Origin of the sequence: Macrococcus animalis, assembly GCF_047425875.1 — a bacterium.
In the GTDB taxonomy this organism is placed as follows: Bacteria; Bacillota; Bacilli; order Staphylococcales; family Staphylococcaceae; genus Macrococcoides; species Macrococcoides animalis.
Window position 1 is genome coordinate 458,459 of record NZ_CP179727.1, and the last position, 17,161, is coordinate 475,619.

General features: G+C 32.0%; 22 protein-coding genes. 9 read left to right on the plus strand and 13 right to left on the minus strand.

Annotated elements, in window-relative coordinates:
* Positions 1-40 precede the first annotated feature (40 nt).
* From kapB to mnhG, 8 genes are all read left to right on the plus strand, one after another.
* The gene (gene kapB / locus ACMGE9_RS02270) at positions 41-424 is read left to right on the plus strand and encodes a sporulation phosphorelay system protein KapB (RefSeq protein ID WP_414043641.1); all 384 of its coding nucleotides are present in this window, start codon (positions 41-43) and stop codon (positions 422-424) included.
* Positions 425-571: 147 nt separating this feature from the next.
* Positions 572-2,941 carry a Na+/H+ antiporter subunit A gene (locus ACMGE9_RS02275; RefSeq protein ID WP_414043642.1) on the plus strand — a complete coding sequence of 790 codons (2,370 nt, stop codon included), beginning with the start codon at positions 572-574 and terminating at the stop codon, positions 2,939-2,941.
* Positions 2,934-3,362: a Na(+)/H(+) antiporter subunit B gene (locus ACMGE9_RS02280; RefSeq protein WP_414043643.1), complete on the plus strand. Its 429-nt coding sequence runs from the start codon at positions 2,934-2,936 to the stop codon at positions 3,360-3,362. Before ACMGE9_RS02275 ends, ACMGE9_RS02280 begins: the two co-directional genes overlap by 8 nt.
* Positions 3,362-3,703 (plus strand): Na(+)/H(+) antiporter subunit C, encoded by a 342-nt coding sequence (locus tag ACMGE9_RS02285; RefSeq protein WP_414043644.1) that lies wholly within the window; start codon positions 3,362-3,364, stop codon positions 3,701-3,703. Before ACMGE9_RS02280 ends, ACMGE9_RS02285 begins: the two co-directional genes overlap by 1 nt.
* Positions 3,696-5,168 carry a Na+/H+ antiporter subunit D gene (locus tag ACMGE9_RS02290; protein ID WP_414043645.1) on the plus strand — a complete coding sequence of 491 codons (1,473 nt, stop codon included), beginning with the start codon at positions 3,696-3,698 and terminating at the stop codon, positions 5,166-5,168. Before ACMGE9_RS02285 ends, ACMGE9_RS02290 begins: the two co-directional genes overlap by 8 nt.
* Entirely contained in the window at positions 5,168-5,647 is a 480-nt protein-coding gene (locus tag ACMGE9_RS02295; protein ID WP_414043646.1) for a Na+/H+ antiporter subunit E, read from the plus strand. The genes ACMGE9_RS02290 and ACMGE9_RS02295 overlap by 1 nt, the downstream gene beginning before the upstream one ends.
* The gene (locus ACMGE9_RS02300) at positions 5,644-5,952 is read left to right on the plus strand and encodes a Na(+)/H(+) antiporter subunit F1 (protein WP_414043647.1); all 309 of its coding nucleotides are present in this window, start codon (positions 5,644-5,646) and stop codon (positions 5,950-5,952) included. The genes ACMGE9_RS02295 and ACMGE9_RS02300 overlap by 4 nt, the downstream gene beginning before the upstream one ends.
* The gene (mnhG, locus tag ACMGE9_RS02305) at positions 5,924-6,265 is read left to right on the plus strand and encodes a monovalent cation/H(+) antiporter subunit G (protein ID WP_414044430.1); all 342 of its coding nucleotides are present in this window, start codon (positions 5,924-5,926) and stop codon (positions 6,263-6,265) included. Before ACMGE9_RS02300 ends, mnhG begins: the two co-directional genes overlap by 29 nt.
* 25 nt (positions 6,266-6,290) lie before the next feature.
* Here the strand turns inward: mnhG and ACMGE9_RS02310 are convergent, their stop codons facing one another.
* The 12 genes from ACMGE9_RS02310 to ACMGE9_RS02365 form a co-directional block, all read right to left on the minus strand.
* Entirely contained in the window at positions 6,291-6,599 is a 309-nt protein-coding gene (locus tag ACMGE9_RS02310; RefSeq protein ID WP_414044431.1) for a PaaI family thioesterase, read from the minus strand.
* Between the two features lie 98 nt (positions 6,600-6,697).
* The gene (icaB, locus tag ACMGE9_RS02315; protein WP_414043648.1) at positions 6,698-7,564 is read right to left on the minus strand and encodes an intercellular adhesin biosynthesis polysaccharide N-deacetylase; all 867 of its coding nucleotides are present in this window, start codon (positions 7,562-7,564) and stop codon (positions 6,698-6,700) included.
* Between the two features lies 1 nt (position 7,565).
* Positions 7,566-7,895, minus strand: a complete 330-nt coding sequence (locus ACMGE9_RS02320) for a hypothetical protein (protein WP_414043649.1) — start codon at positions 7,893-7,895, stop codon at positions 7,566-7,568.
* Between the two features lie 83 nt (positions 7,896-7,978).
* The gene (gene pgaC / locus ACMGE9_RS02325) at positions 7,979-9,229 is read right to left on the minus strand and encodes a poly-beta-1,6-N-acetyl-D-glucosamine synthase (protein ID WP_414043650.1); all 1,251 of its coding nucleotides are present in this window, start codon (positions 9,227-9,229) and stop codon (positions 7,979-7,981) included.
* A gap of 35 nt (positions 9,230-9,264) precedes the next feature.
* Entirely contained in the window at positions 9,265-10,074 is an 810-nt protein-coding gene (locus tag ACMGE9_RS02330; protein ID WP_414043651.1) for a GGDEF domain-containing protein, read from the minus strand.
* 242 nt (positions 10,075-10,316) lie between these two features.
* On the minus strand, positions 10,317-11,633 hold the full coding sequence (locus ACMGE9_RS02335; RefSeq protein ID WP_414044432.1) for a Na+/H+ antiporter family protein: 1,317 nt from the start codon (positions 11,631-11,633) through the stop codon (positions 10,317-10,319).
* Positions 11,634-11,682: 49 nt separating this feature from the next.
* The gene (locus ACMGE9_RS02340) at positions 11,683-12,702 is read right to left on the minus strand and encodes a hypothetical protein (protein ID WP_414043652.1); all 1,020 of its coding nucleotides are present in this window, start codon (positions 12,700-12,702) and stop codon (positions 11,683-11,685) included.
* Between the two features lie 13 nt (positions 12,703-12,715).
* Positions 12,716-13,036, minus strand: a complete 321-nt coding sequence (locus ACMGE9_RS02345; protein ID WP_414043653.1) for a YuiB family protein — start codon at positions 13,034-13,036, stop codon at positions 12,716-12,718.
* Positions 13,037-13,047: 11 nt separating this feature from the next.
* Positions 13,048-13,527 (minus strand): NUDIX domain-containing protein, encoded by a 480-nt coding sequence (locus tag ACMGE9_RS02350; protein WP_414043654.1) that lies wholly within the window; start codon positions 13,525-13,527, stop codon positions 13,048-13,050.
* Between the two features lie 83 nt (positions 13,528-13,610).
* Entirely contained in the window at positions 13,611-14,813 is a 1,203-nt protein-coding gene (locus ACMGE9_RS02355) for an NAD(P)/FAD-dependent oxidoreductase (RefSeq protein ID WP_414043655.1), read from the minus strand.
* A gap of 150 nt (positions 14,814-14,963) precedes the next feature.
* Complete coding sequence (locus tag ACMGE9_RS02360) at positions 14,964-15,323, minus strand: HesB/IscA family protein (RefSeq protein WP_414043656.1); 360 nt, start codon at positions 15,321-15,323, stop codon at positions 14,964-14,966.
* A gap of 12 nt (positions 15,324-15,335) precedes the next feature.
* Positions 15,336-15,572, minus strand: a complete 237-nt coding sequence (locus ACMGE9_RS02365; protein WP_414043657.1) for a YuzB family protein — start codon at positions 15,570-15,572, stop codon at positions 15,336-15,338.
* Positions 15,573-15,730: 158 nt separating this feature from the next.
* Here ACMGE9_RS02365 and ACMGE9_RS02370 point away from each other — a divergent pair, with 158 nt between their 5' ends.
* Entirely contained in the window at positions 15,731-16,795 is a 1,065-nt protein-coding gene (locus tag ACMGE9_RS02370; RefSeq protein WP_414043658.1) for an NAD(P)/FAD-dependent oxidoreductase, read from the plus strand.
* 49 nt (positions 16,796-16,844) lie between these two features.
* Here ACMGE9_RS02370 and ACMGE9_RS02375 read toward each other — a convergent pair whose 3' ends face one another.
* Positions 16,845-17,156: a YuzD family protein gene (locus ACMGE9_RS02375; RefSeq protein ID WP_414043659.1), complete on the minus strand. Its 312-nt coding sequence runs from the start codon at positions 17,154-17,156 to the stop codon at positions 16,845-16,847.
* Positions 17,157-17,161 lie beyond the last annotated feature (5 nt).

Consider the following 17,161-nt stretch of genomic DNA (forward strand, 5'->3'; position numbering starts at 1 on the left):
ATAATTACCATAATATATTAACACAAAAAGGATGAGAAATATGTATTTTAGACTTATGCACAAATCAGGTATTTATATCGTAGAAAAAATTCAAGATCAACCGAATGGCGTTTTAGTCAGTGTCGTTAGCGTCATCACGCACCCAATGCAAGGTGATTTACATAGTCGTGGCGAGGTTGAAAATGTCTTCTTCCATGAACGTAAAGCATTAGCCCATCACGAAAAACGTGTCGTCGATGCTAATCTATTAAAACCATATAATGAAGCAGTTTTACCTTATACTGACTCATTAATTCAAGCAGTCGCTAAAATGGAACAAAAATTACAAAGTGAAGAATCGCTATTTAATAGGAAAGCATTAGAAACATTAGCTTCTATTAAAAAAGATTATGAGCGTCTTTATAAGTTTACATTCCCCCAATAAAATTGTGACAATTATTTGACAATTTATGATTTTATAGAATGTTTCTTCTTATTTAAAGAAAATTAATAGCAATGGTTTGTAATAATTCGCTGAAATTATATTCACTTAAATTTTCTGTATAATAGAATTATTGAAGGAGGTTTATATATGTCGATATTATGGATTGTGCTGTTACCTTTTATTGCAGCATGTTTTCCAATTGTATTAGAAAAGAAAATCAATCGTATCCATACGGGATGGTTCGTACTTATTGTTCCTGTTATCGCTTCTTTATTTTTTATCAGTAAGTTGTCTTCACTTGATCAAACCTTAATCGAAAATAATCCATGGATGACCCATATTGGTTTAAATTTAAACTTTAAAATTGACGGGATTAGTTTATTATTTGCACTCTTGATTTCAATTATTGGAGCACTTGTTGTCTTTTATTCCATCTCTTACTTAAGTAAAAAAGAGGAACTTGGAAAGTTTTATACATACCTCCTACTCTTTATGGGAGCCATGTTTGGCGTTGTTCTGAGCGATAATGTTTTAGCATTGTATATGTTCTGGGAACTGACAAGTATTTCGAGTTTCTTATTAATTTCATTTTGGTACTTTAAGGACAAATCAATTCAAGGCGCATTAAAATCAATGTTAATTACCGTATTTGGAGGATTAATGTTACTTGGAGCTTTATCAATACTAATTAACATTACAAACACAACTTCTATTACTAAAATGATTGATAAAGCAGATTTAATTCAATCACATACTTTGTTTCCTTTCATCATTGTTTTAGTATTACTTGCAGCTTTTACGAAGTCTGCTCAATTCCCATTTCACATTTGGTTACCTGATGCAATGGAAGCACCGACACCTGTCAGTGCATACTTACATTCGGCAACAATGGTTAAAGCAGGGATTTATTTAATTGCTAGATTTACACCGATTTTTGCAGTAAGTAATATATGGACAAATACTTTAATATTCATTGGATTATTTACAATGTGCTTTGCTTCAATTAAAGCGGTCAATCAAAAAGATTTAAAAGGAATATTAGCATTCAGTACAATCAGTCAATTAGGTCTGATTATGTCTTTACTTGGGCTTGGTTCTTTTGCATTCAAGAGCAACAATGAGTCGCTTTACTATCTTGCCATTACAGCAAGTGTCTTCCATATCTTAAATCATGCTTCATTTAAGGGAGCATTGTTTATGGCGGTCGGTATTATTGACCATGAGACTGGTACGCGTGATATTAGAAAATTAAATGGCTTGCTCTTCTTAATGCCAATTACTTTTACAATTGCATTACTTGGACTCTTAAGTATGGCAGGTCTACCACCATTTAATGGCTTCTTGAGCAAAGAAATGTTTATTACATCTGTATTAGAAACAGCACAACATGGTTTAAGCAATCAGCCAATATTAGGCAGTATCGCACTTATCCTAACGTTCGTTGGAAGTATGTTTACATTCATTTACTGTATCAAGTTAATAAAAGATATATTCTTTGGATCGCCTAAAGACAATACGAGTGAGAAACACCCACATGAAGCACCAAAATTATTACTTGCTTCACCAATTATTTTAATAACAATCATGCTCGTAATATCTATTATTCCAAATTTATTCTTACCATTATTAAATAGTGCTACGAATAGCATATTAAATGATAATGTACATATCGAACATATCCATCATTTTCATGGTATTAACATGCCACTTCTAATGACAATTGCGATCATTATTTTAGGATCAATTGGTGTTGCGACGTTTTCTTATTGGAAGCATTTATATCAAATCATCCCAGAGCGTTTGAGTTTGAATAACGGTTATGACTTTTTACTTTATCATTCACAAAAAACAAGCAAAAAAATCAATCAATTACTTGTTTTTAGAACGATTCGCTTTAGTATGTCAGCCATTTTGATCGCATTAATACTGATGACAGTTTATGTATTCTTTAATGTATCGATTCGTATTAACTTTAATTCGTTAGGTACGATTCAACCTTACGAATTAATTTTAGTCGGTATCATTCTGATAGCGAGTTTCATGATTTTAAAAGCACAATCAAGACTCTTTAGTATCATTATGTTAAGTGCAATCGGTTATTCTATTGCATTGATATTTGTATTCTTCGATGCTCCTGATTTAGCCTTAACACAATTATCGATTGAAACGATTTCAACAGCATTATTTTTAATGTGTTTCTATCATTTACCAAGACAATACCGACATGAAGAAAGCCGACCATTTAAGTTTACGAATTTATTAATTGCAGTACTTTCAGGTATTTGTGTAACGGTTATTGCACTTGCAGCATATAGCAATAAAAATTATCCTTCAATAGCTGAATATTACATCAAAAATGTATATGAATTAGCTGCTGGTAAGAATATGGTTAACGTTATACTCGTTGATTTCCGTGGCTTTGATACCTTGTTCGAATCAAGTGTATTAGGTATAGCAGGTATTGGTATATATACTTTAATTCGATTAAGAGAAAATAGAGGTGAACAGAATGAATAAACAAAATAACGACGTGATTCTACAATTCTGTACTCTCGTTGTCTTTTTCATTATTATCACGTTTGCCTTTGCTATCTTTATGGGTGGCCATTACACCCCTGGCGGTGGTTTCGTCGGTGGTTTACTAATATCATCAGCGTTATTAATTGTATTAATCGCCTATGATATTAAGACACTCAATCAGATTATACCCATAGATTTTAAAAAGGTTATTGCAATCGGATTAATGTTTTGTTTTGGTACACCACTAATAAGTATCTTACAAGGCAAGCCATTCTTTACACATACGTTTGGTGATTTACATTTACCGTTACTTGGTGAATTGCACCTTCATACGGCAGTGTTGTTTGATATTGGTGTAATGCTCGCAGTTATTGGCACTACACTTACTATAATTTTAACGATTGGAGAGAGCGAATAATGGAAATATTAATCATTATATTAAGTGGCATTCTTGTTACTTGCGGTGTGTACCTCATTCTCTCTAAAAGTTTGCTTAGAATCATTATAGGATCTTCAATTATTTCACATGCAGTTAACTTATTACTATTAACGAGTGGTGGCCTAAAAAAAGGGGCTTCACCTATCTATGAAGAAGAACAACATTTTTACAGTGACCCTCTTCCTCAAGCATTAATTTTAACTGCTATCGTCATCAGTTTTGCTGTTACAGCATTTTTCCTGGTCCTCGCTTTTAGAAGTTATAAAGAATTAGGTACCGATAACGTATCTGATTATAAGGGGGTTCCAGATCATGAGTAACTTGATAGTATTCCCAGTTATTCTTCCGGCTATAACTGCTATTATTCTCATTACTTTAGGTAAAAAGCCGATTATGAAGAGGAAAGTTGCGTTCTTTGGCACGTTAATCACATTTTTTGTAACGCTGTACCAATTTTATTATGTTTTTAAACATGGCACAGTTTATTTGGAACTTGGAAACTGGAAGGTACCATATAGCATTGTGCTAGTGTCTGATATGCTTTCAGCATTATTAGTATTAACGACATCTTTTATTACGTTACTAATAATTTATTATTCATATCAATCAATTGGTATTGAGCGTGAAACGTATTATTACTATACGTCTATCATGTTCATGCTCGCAGGTTTAAATGGGGCTTTTACAACAGGTGATATCTTTAACTTGTTCGTATTCTTTGAAGTATTCTTGATCAGCTCGTATGTTCTAATGATTATCGGTGGTACGAAAATTCAGTTACAAGAAAGTATTAAATACATTCTTGTCAATGTGACAAGTTCAGCCTTCTTCGTACTCGCAATAGGCATGATGTATTCTGCAATTGGATCACTAAACATGGCGGACATGAGTAGTAGAATTGAAGGCTTAAAAGATCAAAATATCATTGTTATCTGTGCGATATTATTTATCTTTGTTTTTGCGACAAAAGCAGGTATGTTTCCATTGTATTTCTGGTTACCTGGCGCTTATTATGCACCACCGATTCCAATATTAGCGTTGTTTGGAGCACTGCTTACTAAAGTTGGCGTATATGCACTCTATCGTACGTATAGTTTATTCTTTAGTTATACAGGTGATATTGTAAGTAATATTTTATTATTACTGGCATTACTCACAATCATCTTTGGTAGTATCGGTGCACTCGCCTATCATGATATGAAGAAAATCATCATATATAATATTATGATTGCGATTGGTGTTATCATTGTTGGACTTGCTGTATTTACTAAAGAATCAACAATTGGTGGGATTTATTACTTAATCCACGACATGATCATTAAGGCTAGTCTATTTATGCTTGTCGGTATCATTATGAAAATTACAAATCAAACGGATATTCGAAAATTGGGTGGGATGATTAAACACTATCCACTGCTCGGTTTTACATTTTTCATCGCTGCATTGTCGCTCGCAGGTATCCCACCACTAAGCGGATTTTACGGTAAATATTTTATCGTAAAAGCGGCGATGCAAGAAGGTTATATCATCAGTGCAATAATCGTATTAATCAGTAGTTTAGTGGTATTACTATCTGTCATCAAAATATTCTTGTTTGTTTTCTTTGGAAAAGGTGACAACTATCCAAAGGTAGCAATAAACAAAATGATGTTTGCAGCTGTAGCAATAACCGTGATCGCTGTATTGTTTGGTGTGATGAGTGATTCAATTTATCCTTTTATTGAAAAAGCGGCGTTATCAATTCATTCACCAGAAACTTACGTCAAAGCATTAGGGGTGAAATAATGGCAATACAAATGATTATTCATACTGGACTTGTAATACTTTGGTGTATATTAACTGGTTCCGTATCTTTCGGCAATATGCTACTAGGTTATTTATTTGGAATTATTGGTATTTTCATCATGCGACCATTTTTACCTGGTGGATTTTATTTATTACCTTTTATAAAAGTGATTAGTTTGTTTGGTATTTTCATCATTGAATTATTTAAAGCAAACTTAAGTGTACTAAAGATTGTCATGTCTCCAAAAATTGATATTCAACCCGCATTTTTCATGTATCCTACAGACTTACGAAAAGATTGGGAAATTAGCTTATTATCATTGCTTATCACGTTAACACCCGGCACAGTCGTAGTTGCAGTCAGTGATGATAAAAGCAAACTCTATATCCATGCTATTGATTTTAGTGATTTAGATTCTGAAGTTAAAGGGATAAAATATTCATTTGAGAAAGCGATAAAGGAGATAGGGCTATCATGACAACTGAAATTGTAAATATTATTATCATTATTGCCTTAATTATCGTATCTTTAGCTATGCTAGGAATATTGTATCGCGTTGTAAAAGGACCTACACTCGCCGATCGTATCGTAGCTCTGGATGCTCTTGGGATATCTTTAATGGCTATGATTGCATTGTTCTCAGTATTATTGAACACAAAATATTATATTAGTATTATCATGTTACTTGGCGTTCTCGCTTTTTTAGGAACGACAGCATTTGCGAAATTTATGGAGAAAGGAGAAATCGTTGAATATGATCGACACAATTCTAATCGTCATTAGCTTGATTTTTATCATTATTGGTGCACTTCTGTCTGTTATAAGTGCTGTAGGATTAATCCGTTTACCTGATGTGTATACAAGAGCACATGCAGCCAGTAAATCATCTACACTTGGCGTAATGTTTATGATGTTTGGCGTATTTCTTTACTTTCTAGGTCAAGATCATCACTTTGAACCGACATTAATTCTAGCAATATTGTTCATATTCTCAACTGGACCAATAGGTGCACATTTGATTATGCGTAGTGCCTATTATTCAGGAACACCGTACACTCCATCGACTGTAAAAGATGATTTGAAAGATGCAAACTAAAAAAATGAGGTGAGGACGTTTGTCCTTACCTCATTTTTTTGATTGCTACAGTACATCTTGAAGTTGATATTAAACGCTCTGCTTCATCATACACTTTTATCTCCCAGACATGTGTAGACTTACCTTGATGTACAATAACTGCATGAGCAAATATATCTCCTTCTTTAGCACTTGAGACATGATTGGCATTGATTTCTAATCCCAAAGGAATCTCATTATCTTCAATTAACAATGCTGATCCGTATGAAGCTGCCGTTTCACATAATGCGACTGTTGCTCCACCATGTAAATAACCGTATGGCTGACGAACTAAATCAGTAATTGGCATCTTCATCACTAACGTCGATTGATCAAAACTCACTTCTTCAATTTTAAAATGAGTAACTAAACTGGGTACTGAGAAAAGATTTGAATCCATTGTGACCTCCTGATTTAATCAAACGCTGACCATGTTTTTACTTGCTGATCAAACGATTGGTTATGAATTAATATTCTATTCATTCTAAATATATCATCTTTTTCAGTTATCGGTCGTGTCGTTAATATAAAAGAAGCATCAAATCCTGCACTTTTTACAATTTTTCTATCTCTATCTTCTGCTTTACCATATGGAAAGGCAAATGTGTTAATATCAATGTCCATGTGCTTCTTAATCTCTTCACGACTTTTAATTAAATCTAGTTTAAACACTTCATCTGATACTTCAGTAAATTTCGCTTTATCAAGTTCCAATTCATGCAAATCATATGTGTGTGATCCAAATTCAATTAACCCAGAATTTTTTAATACGTTCAACTCATCCCAATTCATCAACTCTAGATTTTGAAAGTTTTCTTCACCCACATGACCTGCAATAATAAATATTGTAGCGGAAACATTATATTTCTTTAATATGTTAAATGCATTATCATAAATACTTTTATCTGCATCATCGAAATTTATCCAAACACAGCGATTTGGAAATTTCTTTTTCTGATGAAAATTTAATAATTCTTTCGTTGTCACAAAATTCGCATTATGTGCTTTTAACCATTTAATCTGTGATTCAAATTCATTGGTAAATACTGAGTATTCTCTAAGCTCTTTATTTTGTGACGTTAATCTTAAAAATTTATTAATTATTGAATCATCTCTGACACGATGATAATTAAGTGCGATACAGCTGTTGTTTTCAACTATTTTATTATAGTGACTTGGTTTTACAGCATTAGCTTTAATATTGCCTACAATTAGCGAAATAAATAATATAATAAACAATATAAGGAGTATTATATTGTTATGTCGTTTAATCCAATTCATGTTAATCTACATTCCTATCTGTAATTGGATTTTTTTCAAAAGTAATCATTTTAGCATTTTGTAAATCATTATATATATCAGATGTAATATAATCTAAATCGATAATATCTTGTACTGAGGTGGGACTTGGATATTTACGTCGTTTTAATGGACCGAATCTCCACTTATTGTATGATGCCCATAATAATAATAATATAAATACGAATACAAAGAATGATATTACAAACCATGTGAACTTAATAACATCCATGTTTTTAATGTTTAATATTATCTTTAATATATTCACTTGATCAATACTAATATTTAAAAATGAAGTGACATAAAACAACATCGCGTAAACTACATAAATCCAAATAATTATTGAAAGTAGTGATAGAAAACTTTCAAAAAACCAATTTTTTTTAGTTTTTATGATTAACTCACTTCTCTGTTTCCTCTGTCTGGACTTGTCCATGTAGCATATCCTCCTTTTATTCGAGATTGTATTGCTTTAGGGAATGCACACACAGCAATTGCTGCATTCACAATCCAATAAATAAATGGATACCAGGCAATCCAGAAATATACACTTGTGATGTTATCATATTTAGAATCTATCAGTAGTGAAATTATCAGTTGAACAACGCTTAATAAGACAAGTGAAAATGCAGAAAAAGTAAGAATTAATATTAAATCTTGTATAGAACGTACTACAAACAACAAATAATATCCCATAAGTATAAATAGAGAATAACTCCAAAATATACTAACCCACTGTTCAATATAAAGTGGCCATAACCTTCGGTGTTTCCATGACTTTAATATTGGCCAAAATTTCAATATAACTTCTTGTCCTCCTTGGGCCCAACGAATTCTTTGTTTCCAGTAACTTGTTAATTGTTCAGGAACTAACATCCAACATAAAGCATTTGGCTCGTAACGTATATCCCAAAATTTTTCATGAAACTTCCATGAAACACCAATATCTTCTGTAATCATATCTACATCCCATAAAGCGACATCGATTAAAGCTTTTTTTCTAAAAGCAACAATTACGCCTGAAACCGTCATTATTTTACCTAATATTCTCTGTGTTCTTTTTATTGATCCAATAATAGATGCATATTCTACCACTTGGATTTTTCCTAATAATGTATCTCGATTTCTAATACGGGGATTACCTGTGACAGCTGCCAATCGTTCTCCTTTATTAAAAAAATGTTTGATTAAATGATATGGCGCATCATTATCTAAAATTGCATCACTATCGACACAAACTAAATATTCACTCTTTGATGCAAATAATGCTAATCTTAGTGCATTTGCTTTTCCTTTATTTTCTTTACAATCTATACCCCTAACTTCTGGATTCTTTTCTGCAAGCATTTTAATTAATTCACCAGTGTTATCTTTTGAACCATCATTGACGCAAATAATTTCTTTTTTGGGATAATCCAGTTTTAAGAGATTTTCAACCGTTTCTTCTATAGTATCTGCTTCATTGTAACAAGGCACTAATATACTGATAAGTGGCCAATCAATGTCTGTAGGAATTTCTTTGGTTACTTTATACTCTCTTCTCAAAAAATACAGTAAAGATCCAGCTATCCATACAATGGACATAAGTAGCGGATATAAGAATACAAAATTAGACCATACACTGATGATCGTTTTAAAAAATGTCATTGTAATTTGCCTCCATAACGCATTAATAAAATCAATTATTTTTTCACTTTTTTATTTTTATACATTTCCTGATCTGCACGATCTAATAAAGAATGTACTTTGTCATTATTCATGTATTTGCTCACACCATAACTCATCGAAATCATAATTTGATTTTCTTCAAATGAAATTTTCTTATTAAATAGATTATTTAATTTATTGATATACATTTCTATGTTTTCTAACTTATCGATAGATGCTACGATTACAAATTCATCACCATATAACCTATATCCTCTTAAATTATCTGATAGTTGTGTCCGCAAAATAGTACCAATAGTTTCAAGTACTTTATCACCTATTCGATGACCGTAAGTGTCATTTATCCCTTTAAAATTATCGATATCAATATAAATTGCATATATATCTTTTTCTTTAACTAAGCTTAAATCCTGATCAAAATATCGTATCAATGCTCGTCGATTTCCTATCTGCGTTAAATGATCAATCAATAAATGCATATCGGTTTTTTCTAACTTATATATCAAATGATTGATAAGGTTAAAGCTTTCACTGAATGCATCATTGGAGTACGAATTTAATCTTGCTGTATAGTCACCTCTATTAATCTTTATTAATATTGCTTGCATTTCTTTTATCATTAATTTATTACATACAAAACATATTAAGTAGAATGTTATACCAAACGTAATCCCTACAACTAGAACATAATAGATTATGTCTATTTTCCTAACCATACTGAATTGTATTAAAACTTTATACAAGCTAAAAAAAATAGTTTGTAATATTAAGCTTACTAAAATACATAATATAGCTACTCTATAACTATAATTTATTCGATTCATAAAAATACTCCTTATTATTCACATATAAAACCTATAAATTCTATATAAATCTTGCCATATTTAATTATTTTTAATCTATATTGAATGTTTATTATAACAGTCTAACGACTTTAATGTATATAAAAATTATAATATTTAACATATTATTTTTATTTTGTTAATATATTTTGGGAAATAAAAAAACATCATTTTTACTTTAATTAGTAAAAATGATGTTTTTTTATTTTTTAACCTATATTTTTTTATAATACCATTGCAGCAATAAAGCCGAAAATGATAAGCGGGATATTAAATAGTAAAAAAGTAGGTACACATGTGTCCCAAATATGATTATGTTGCCCATCCATATTTAATCCTGCTGTTGGTCCTAATGTAGAGTCACTTGCAGGGCTTCCAGCATCACCTAGTGCACCTGCTGTACCAATAATTGAAATGATTGCCATACTACTTAATCCAATAGATTCACCTAGAGGAATAAATAATGCTGCGATAATAGGTACTGTCGCAAATGATGAACCAATCCCCAACGTTACAATTAATCCAACAATCAGCATAAATATTACTGTCATAACTTTCGAACCGTCTGTCAAACTCACCATACCATGAACTAAACGTTCAACATCTCCAGTAGCACTCATTAAACTTGCAAATCCATTAGCAGTTAACATTACTACCCCAATATAAGCCATAATCTTAATACCATCAGTTAATGTATCATCAAGTTCTTTCCATTCGTACGCAAAAGAGAAGAAAAAGATTAATATACCAGCTAATGCTCCAAAAATCATTGATTCAGTCATCGTTTGAACAATAAATGTACTTAATATTGCTATAATCGTAACCATAATAACATAAGGGCGAAGCGGTGGTCTATTCTCATTTTCAACCAATTGAACCGTATGGTATTCTCTCGGCTTTCTAAAAATAATAAACGCTATAAACAATCCAACTACAAACCCCATTGACGGAATAATCATTGCTTTATAAATATCACTAAATTCAATTGCGTGATTTGCTTTGTCGAAACCTTTTTTAATAATACCGTGGAAGATATAACCGTAGCCATATGGCATTAAGACATAAGGAAAGTTAAGTCCAAATGTTAAAATTACTGCGATTAATCTTCTATCCATTTTAAGCTCATTAAACAGACTTAATAATGGCGGAATGATTATTGGAATAAAAGCGATATGTACAGGTATAATATTTTGAGACATACAAGCCATAACGATTAGTGAGGCTAAGATTGTGACTTTTGTTACAACTCTCGTATTCTTTTTATTTTCTACTTTTAGTTTGTTTATAATTTTGTCTACTAAATAATCAGTTATACCACTGTAAGAGATTAATGCTGCGAAGCCACCCAGTAATGCATAACTTAATGCCACTTCACTACCATCAACTATTCCATCAGTAAATATTGAAATTGTCTTTTCAATTCCAAGCCCTGAAACAATTCCACCTGTTAAAGCACCTAAAAATAATGATAAGACGACATTCAGTCGACATAAACTTAAAATAACCATAACTAATACTGCAATTAATACTGCATTCATAATGAAACCCCCAAATACTTTAGTTCGCTAATGTACTACTATATTAAAGTAGCTACTTAATTTCGTCAAGCGATTCTATTACTTTTTTGAGGATATAAGTGAAAATAGCTTGATTTTTTGGATATTGTCTAAAATTTATATACAACAATTTAGAATCTATGCTGTGTATATAGTGATTTTGTATGTTTTCTAAATCAGCATAATCTGAAAGTTCCGGTGGATTTGCATAATGATAATTTACTGCAAAATGTTCTGTAACGAGTTTAGAAAGAAAATGTGTACTGTTATGCTTTATTGTCAATGAGTGAGCCTTCTTACCTTCATAATTCGAATCATGTATGAGAACTGTTTGCATGCGATATTGCTTAGCATAGTGAAGGGCATCATAGCATATGTTATGATAGATATCCTTATGCGTAATTATTTTTAAACCATTAAATGCAATACATTCTTGTGATGGTTGTTTTGATTCTTTATACTGTATGAATATCAAACCAACATTACTATTCTTTAAAGCACTAAGTAGTGCTTCATTAATATTATATTCATTAGCAATATACAAAAGTAATATATTCGATTTTTGAGGGATATATTCATACATGGCAACATCCTCAGCATTTACTAGACATAGCGTTCGATCAACAATATGTTGAGGTAATTGAAGGAGGTTACATGTTTTGCATTTATTGTCTTCCATATATTTTGTATCTAACTTATTTTGTAATGCAGTTTCAAGTATCGTCACATGGTCTATATTTAAATATTTAAGAAGTAAATCAAGATGAATATCAAATGCCTTAATATTAATATGTGGTAACGTCATTTGACTTATTTGAATTGCTAAATTGATGACATCTTGTATATCTATATACTTCATATTCTTAACTGGTATAAATAGAAAGTTTGTAACATCACTTTGGATAAAATATGGTTCTGTCTTATCTTGCAGTGGATATTGGGACTCTATAAAATTTTTATGCTTTGTAATTAATGATCTTATTTGACTCACTTGAGATGGTAAAAAACACACATAGAGTGTATCTATGTGTGTTTGTAATTGATTATTTTGCATGTATTACGCTCCTTTAGAACATTGTATAACCACTTCTTCTTAAGTTACGAATAACAAACCCCGCTGCAACTGCACCGATCAAACCACCAGATAACATTATTATATCAGCTGGTAATAAGTGCGTTAATCCTATCCAAAGTTTATTAAATGCAAATGTGGGTTTTAATAAATAATCTGCTGTAGATATTTTATCAACAATTGCAAATACAACTAGTGGATATAAAGCTGTCATAATCCAAGTTGATTTAAGTAGCATATTTAAAATAAATGCTATCCCGAAAAATAAAACAAAAAATAATAATGTTGAAATTATCAACTGTACTAATGCCGTCAAAAAATACCCTCCTATGAAAATAAATGATAATGTGTATAGTTAAATTGTGCACCTGGTGATTGGGTACTCGTTAAAGTAATGGTTTCTGATAAGTCTTCGATTAAATGGTGTATCATCGGAGATACTTTATTGTCTTGTAATATATCATTAGGTTTTCGCCAAGCAACTTGCTCTATTTCATGATTTGGTAATTGCACAGTGATTATCGTATCTTTAGGATGAATAAGAAATAAAATCATGTTGTCAGAGATCACTTCTTTAATTACCCCTGTCCTTAGCCCGATTACTCCTTTGACTACTCCTTCAATCCCAGTTTCTTCGTATAATTCACGTAGAACAGCTTGATCTGCTGTTTCACCATTGTTTACAAAACCTGCAGGCGTACTCCACATGCCGCGCATTCCACTATATTGTTTCTTTAATAATAGCCATTCGCCTTCCTCATTAATAACAACAGCATTAACACCTAACCATACTTTATCTCTCGTCATAATAATCTCCTCAGTTACAAAAAAAGTGAGGAAGGCAATTTTTATGCCTCTCTCACTTTTCAGCATTTAATATTGAGCCAATATTAAAATTTACCTTTTTTGTATGCAACACCAGCGCCACCCATTTTAAATAACGCACGTGTATCAATTAATTTTTTCATGAACGCAGCTTTTTTACCAGTGATTTCTTTACCGAATACAACTCCAACGCCATCATGATCACCTAAAGAACATACCGTTCCTTTGTCATCATATGCAAACGCTGATAATTTCTCACCGTTTAATAATTTTTGGATTGCAGCAGCAGTAAATTCACCTTGTTGCATAGCAATTTGAGCAGTTGTTGGTAAAGGACGTTCTCCGCTCATTACTGCAGAACAATCACCGATTACAAAAATATCATCATAACCTTCAATACGTAAATCCTCACGCACTACGATTCGACCACGTTTTACACCGTCGAATGATTCTTCCATTAATTTAGAACCACGCACACCTGCAGCCCAAATAACAGTATTAGCGAATAATTGTTCTTCTTGCTCATTCACTTTCACGACGAAACCATTTTCGTTTGCAGCTACGATTGGTGTAGCAATTTTAAATTCAACACCACGTTTTTCTAAGTAGTTCATTACATATTTCACTAAATCTTCAGAGAACATAGGAAGCATTTTTGGTGCTGCCTCTACACATGTTAATCTAACCTTTGATTGATCGATATTGTATTCTTTACATAACGCAGGTACTTTTTCTACTAGCTCCCCTAATAATTCAATACCAGTAAATCCAGCGCCTCCTACTAATATCGCTATATCTTTTTCGTCTTTATCTACACTATTTGCATAGTTAGCAAATCGTTCCTCAATATGAGCTGCAATACGACGTGCAGTGTTAATATTTTCGATTTGGAATGCATGTTCTTTCATTCCAGCAATTCCAAACGTTTCAGATTCAAAACCTAAAGCAACAACTAATATATCAAATTTATATGTACTGTTAGTTGTTTCAACCGTTTTTTCATCTTTATTGATTTTCGTTACTTCATCTACAACGAAATCAACTTTAGAATGATTTATAACACTTGCGATTGGATATAAACAATCTTGGTATTCACGTGTACCTGCTGAAGCTTCATGTAACCAAGTTGCTTCATAGTGATATTCATTTTTGTTGATTAATGTAATATCGCAATCTTGTGAAGAAACTAACTTTTGTAATTTAGTTACTGTTTGTAGACCAGCATAACCTCCACCTAATACAACTACCTTTTTTCTTTCAAATCCCATTTGTATTCACCCATTCTCAATAAATTTTTAGTTATTTTAATATGATTTCAATTTATAAAATGTGATTTTTGTCACAAAGTTATTTTTGAATATTCCAATTTATATATTAAAACTTTTAAAGCATAAATACAAGCGAATTATAATTATTTATTAACAGTTTTCGGGTGTTCCAGCAACTTCTTTTGTTCTAAATGAACTTCCACATCCACAAGAGGCAATTGCATTCGGATTTTCAATCGCAAATCCTCCACCCATTAATGATTGCTTAAAGTCAACTGTTGTACCATTTAATATTGGTGCATCTGCTTTATCAACAAGTACTTTCACACCGTAATAATCTATTACTTCATCATTTTCTCCAGCTGATTCTTCAGCACTCATACCATAAGATAGTCCTGTACATCCTCCACCTTTAACAGAAATGCGTAGGAAACCTTCTGGTAAACCGTTCTGCTCCATCATTGCTTTTACTTCATAAGCTGCTGCTTCAGTTAAAATTACTGTAGACATCAATATTCCTCCTTAAAAAATCCATGTTTCTTCAATATGTTGATATATATTTTGTTTTAGTAAGTCAGGTGTATCTCCTGTAACGATATCACCATTAACCAGTGCATACAGACTCTCACTACACTGGCCACAATATGTTAAACAACCGTAATCTAAGACATCAATATTTGGATCGTTAGATAATTCGTCAAAAACACTTTGACTACCCTTGGCTAAATTTGAAATACAAAACTCCACAATAGGATTCATTTACATCTTCCTTATATAAGATAACTTTTACTTATCATATTCTATCAGCATTTATTATCGATTGAATTGTATAATCGCTATAATTTAATGTTAATCTATATTATAATTTAGATTGAACAAAAACAATAGAACTTTGACTTACAAAGGGGATTATTACAATGAAAAATTTAGTATTGCTTGGTGGAGGATACGGTAATATGCGTATTATGCAAAAACTTTTGCCTAATACATTACCAGCAGAATATAATATCACGTTAATTGATAAGATTCCATTTCATGGTTTAAAGACAGAGTTTTATGCTTTAGCAGCTGGAACTGAATCGGATAAGGATGTTCGTGTAGAATTTCCACAGGATAAACGTTTAAATATCGTTTATGGAGAAGTTACACAAATAGATTTAGAAAAGCAAATCGTGACCATTGGTGAAAATCATGTTGATTATGATGAACTAATAATTGGTCTTGGTTGTGAAGATAAATATCATAATGTACCTGGTGCTGAAGAATATACATACAGTATTCAAACAATGACTAAGGCACGTAAGACATATCAAGCGATTGCTGACTTACCATCTGGTGCTACAGTGGGGATTGTAGGGGCTGGATTAAGTGGTATTGAGCTAGCAAGTGAATTACGTGAATCAAGAAAAGATTTAAACATTCAACTATTTGACCGTGGTGAACGTATTTTACCAGCATTCCCAGAGAAATTAAGTAACTATGTTAAAAAATGGTTTGATAAGAATGATGTAGAAGTGATTCCGAATTCAAACGTCGTTAAAGTTGAACCCGGTGTACTCTATAATAATGAAGATTCTCATAATGTAGATATTTGCGTTTGGACTGCAGGAATCCAACCTGTTGAGATTGTACGTAATTTGCCTGTTGAACTTGGTGACGGTAATCGCATCAAACTCAATCAATATCACCAAATTCCAACACACCCGAATGTCTATGTCGTTGGAGACTGTGCATCTTTGCCTCATGCGCCAAGTGCACAATTAGCTGAAGTACAAGCAGAACAAATCATTGACGTAATGAAGATGATTTGGACGGAAAAAGAATTACCAGAAACAATGCCAGAATTGAAATTACAAGGCTTCATGGGTTCTTTGGGAGAGAAAGAAGGATTTGCTTTCCTTTTAGATAAAACTGTGACTGGGCGATTAGCTCGATTAATGAAGTCGGGCGTACTGTGGTTATATAAATACCATAATGGTTAAATGAATGAATTGGATAAACAATAAAACGATTAGGGAATCCCTAATCGTTTTATTGTTTATAATGAGCCTCAACAAATTTTGTGACTTGTGGCAATTGGATGTATCCATCAGCCACAATCTCATCATCCATTGTAATTAAAGGGTAGAATAATTCATCGTTGTTGATTTGCTCAATTATATTCTCGTCGTGATCCGTTAAATTTTCTGACTTGTTAATATCAATATAATTATAGTTAAATTGTAAATCAGGAAACTTGCGGTCTAGATTTGGTTGAACCCAGTCATAAATATCTTTTGAAGTTGGCGCATTGACACAACTTGCACACACAACATCTGCACCGTAAATGATAACATTTATCATTTATA

What these genes read in the sequence shown, in the direction of transcription:
- ACMGE9_RS02340 (WP_414043652.1), bottom strand. Translation starts at nt 12,702, where the DNA reads ATGCAAAATAATCAATTACAAACACACATAGATACACTCTATGTGTGT.
- ACMGE9_RS02370 (WP_414043658.1), top strand. Translation starts at nt 15,731, where the DNA reads ATGAAAAATTTAGTATTGCTTGGTGGAGGATACGGTAATATGCGTATT.
- ACMGE9_RS02285 (WP_414043644.1), top strand. Translation starts at nt 3,362, where the DNA reads ATGGAAATATTAATCATTATATTAAGTGGCATTCTTGTTACTTGCGGT.
- ACMGE9_RS02360 (WP_414043656.1), bottom strand. Translation starts at nt 15,323, where the DNA reads ATGTCTACAGTAATTTTAACTGAAGCAGCAGCTTATGAAGTAAAAGCA.
- ACMGE9_RS02295 (WP_414043646.1), top strand. Translation starts at nt 5,168, where the DNA reads ATGGCAATACAAATGATTATTCATACTGGACTTGTAATACTTTGGTGT.
- ACMGE9_RS02300 (WP_414043647.1), top strand. Translation starts at nt 5,644, where the DNA reads ATGACAACTGAAATTGTAAATATTATTATCATTATTGCCTTAATTATC.
- ACMGE9_RS02330 (WP_414043651.1), bottom strand. Translation starts at nt 10,074, where the DNA reads ATGAATCGAATAAATTATAGTTATAGAGTAGCTATATTATGTATTTTA.
- ACMGE9_RS02275 (WP_414043642.1), top strand. Translation starts at nt 572, where the DNA reads ATGTCGATATTATGGATTGTGCTGTTACCTTTTATTGCAGCATGTTTT.
- mnhG (WP_414044430.1), top strand. Translation starts at nt 5,924, where the DNA reads ATGATCGACACAATTCTAATCGTCATTAGCTTGATTTTTATCATTATT.
- kapB (WP_414043641.1), top strand. Translation starts at nt 41, where the DNA reads ATGTATTTTAGACTTATGCACAAATCAGGTATTTATATCGTAGAAAAA.
- pgaC (WP_414043650.1), bottom strand. Translation starts at nt 9,229, where the DNA reads ATGACATTTTTTAAAACGATCATCAGTGTATGGTCTAATTTTGTATTC.
- ACMGE9_RS02280 (WP_414043643.1), top strand. Translation starts at nt 2,934, where the DNA reads ATGAATAAACAAAATAACGACGTGATTCTACAATTCTGTACTCTCGTT.
- ACMGE9_RS02310 (WP_414044431.1), bottom strand. Translation starts at nt 6,599, where the DNA reads ATGAAGATGCCAATTACTGATTTAGTTCGTCAGCCATACGGTTATTTA.
- ACMGE9_RS02355 (WP_414043655.1), bottom strand. Translation starts at nt 14,813, where the DNA reads ATGGGATTTGAAAGAAAAAAGGTAGTTGTATTAGGTGGAGGTTATGCT.
- ACMGE9_RS02350 (WP_414043654.1), bottom strand. Translation starts at nt 13,527, where the DNA reads ATGACGAGAGATAAAGTATGGTTAGGTGTTAATGCTGTTGTTATTAAT.
- ACMGE9_RS02290 (WP_414043645.1), top strand. Translation starts at nt 3,696, where the DNA reads ATGAGTAACTTGATAGTATTCCCAGTTATTCTTCCGGCTATAACTGCT.
- icaB (WP_414043648.1), bottom strand. Translation starts at nt 7,564, where the DNA reads ATGAATTGGATTAAACGACATAACAATATAATACTCCTTATATTGTTT.
- ACMGE9_RS02365 (WP_414043657.1), bottom strand. Translation starts at nt 15,572, where the DNA reads ATGAATCCTATTGTGGAGTTTTGTATTTCAAATTTAGCCAAGGGTAGT.
- ACMGE9_RS02375 (WP_414043659.1), bottom strand. Translation starts at nt 17,156, where the DNA reads ATGATAAATGTTATCATTTACGGTGCAGATGTTGTGTGTGCAAGTTGT.
- ACMGE9_RS02320 (WP_414043649.1), bottom strand. Translation starts at nt 7,895, where the DNA reads ATGTTGTTTTATGTCACTTCATTTTTAAATATTAGTATTGATCAAGTG.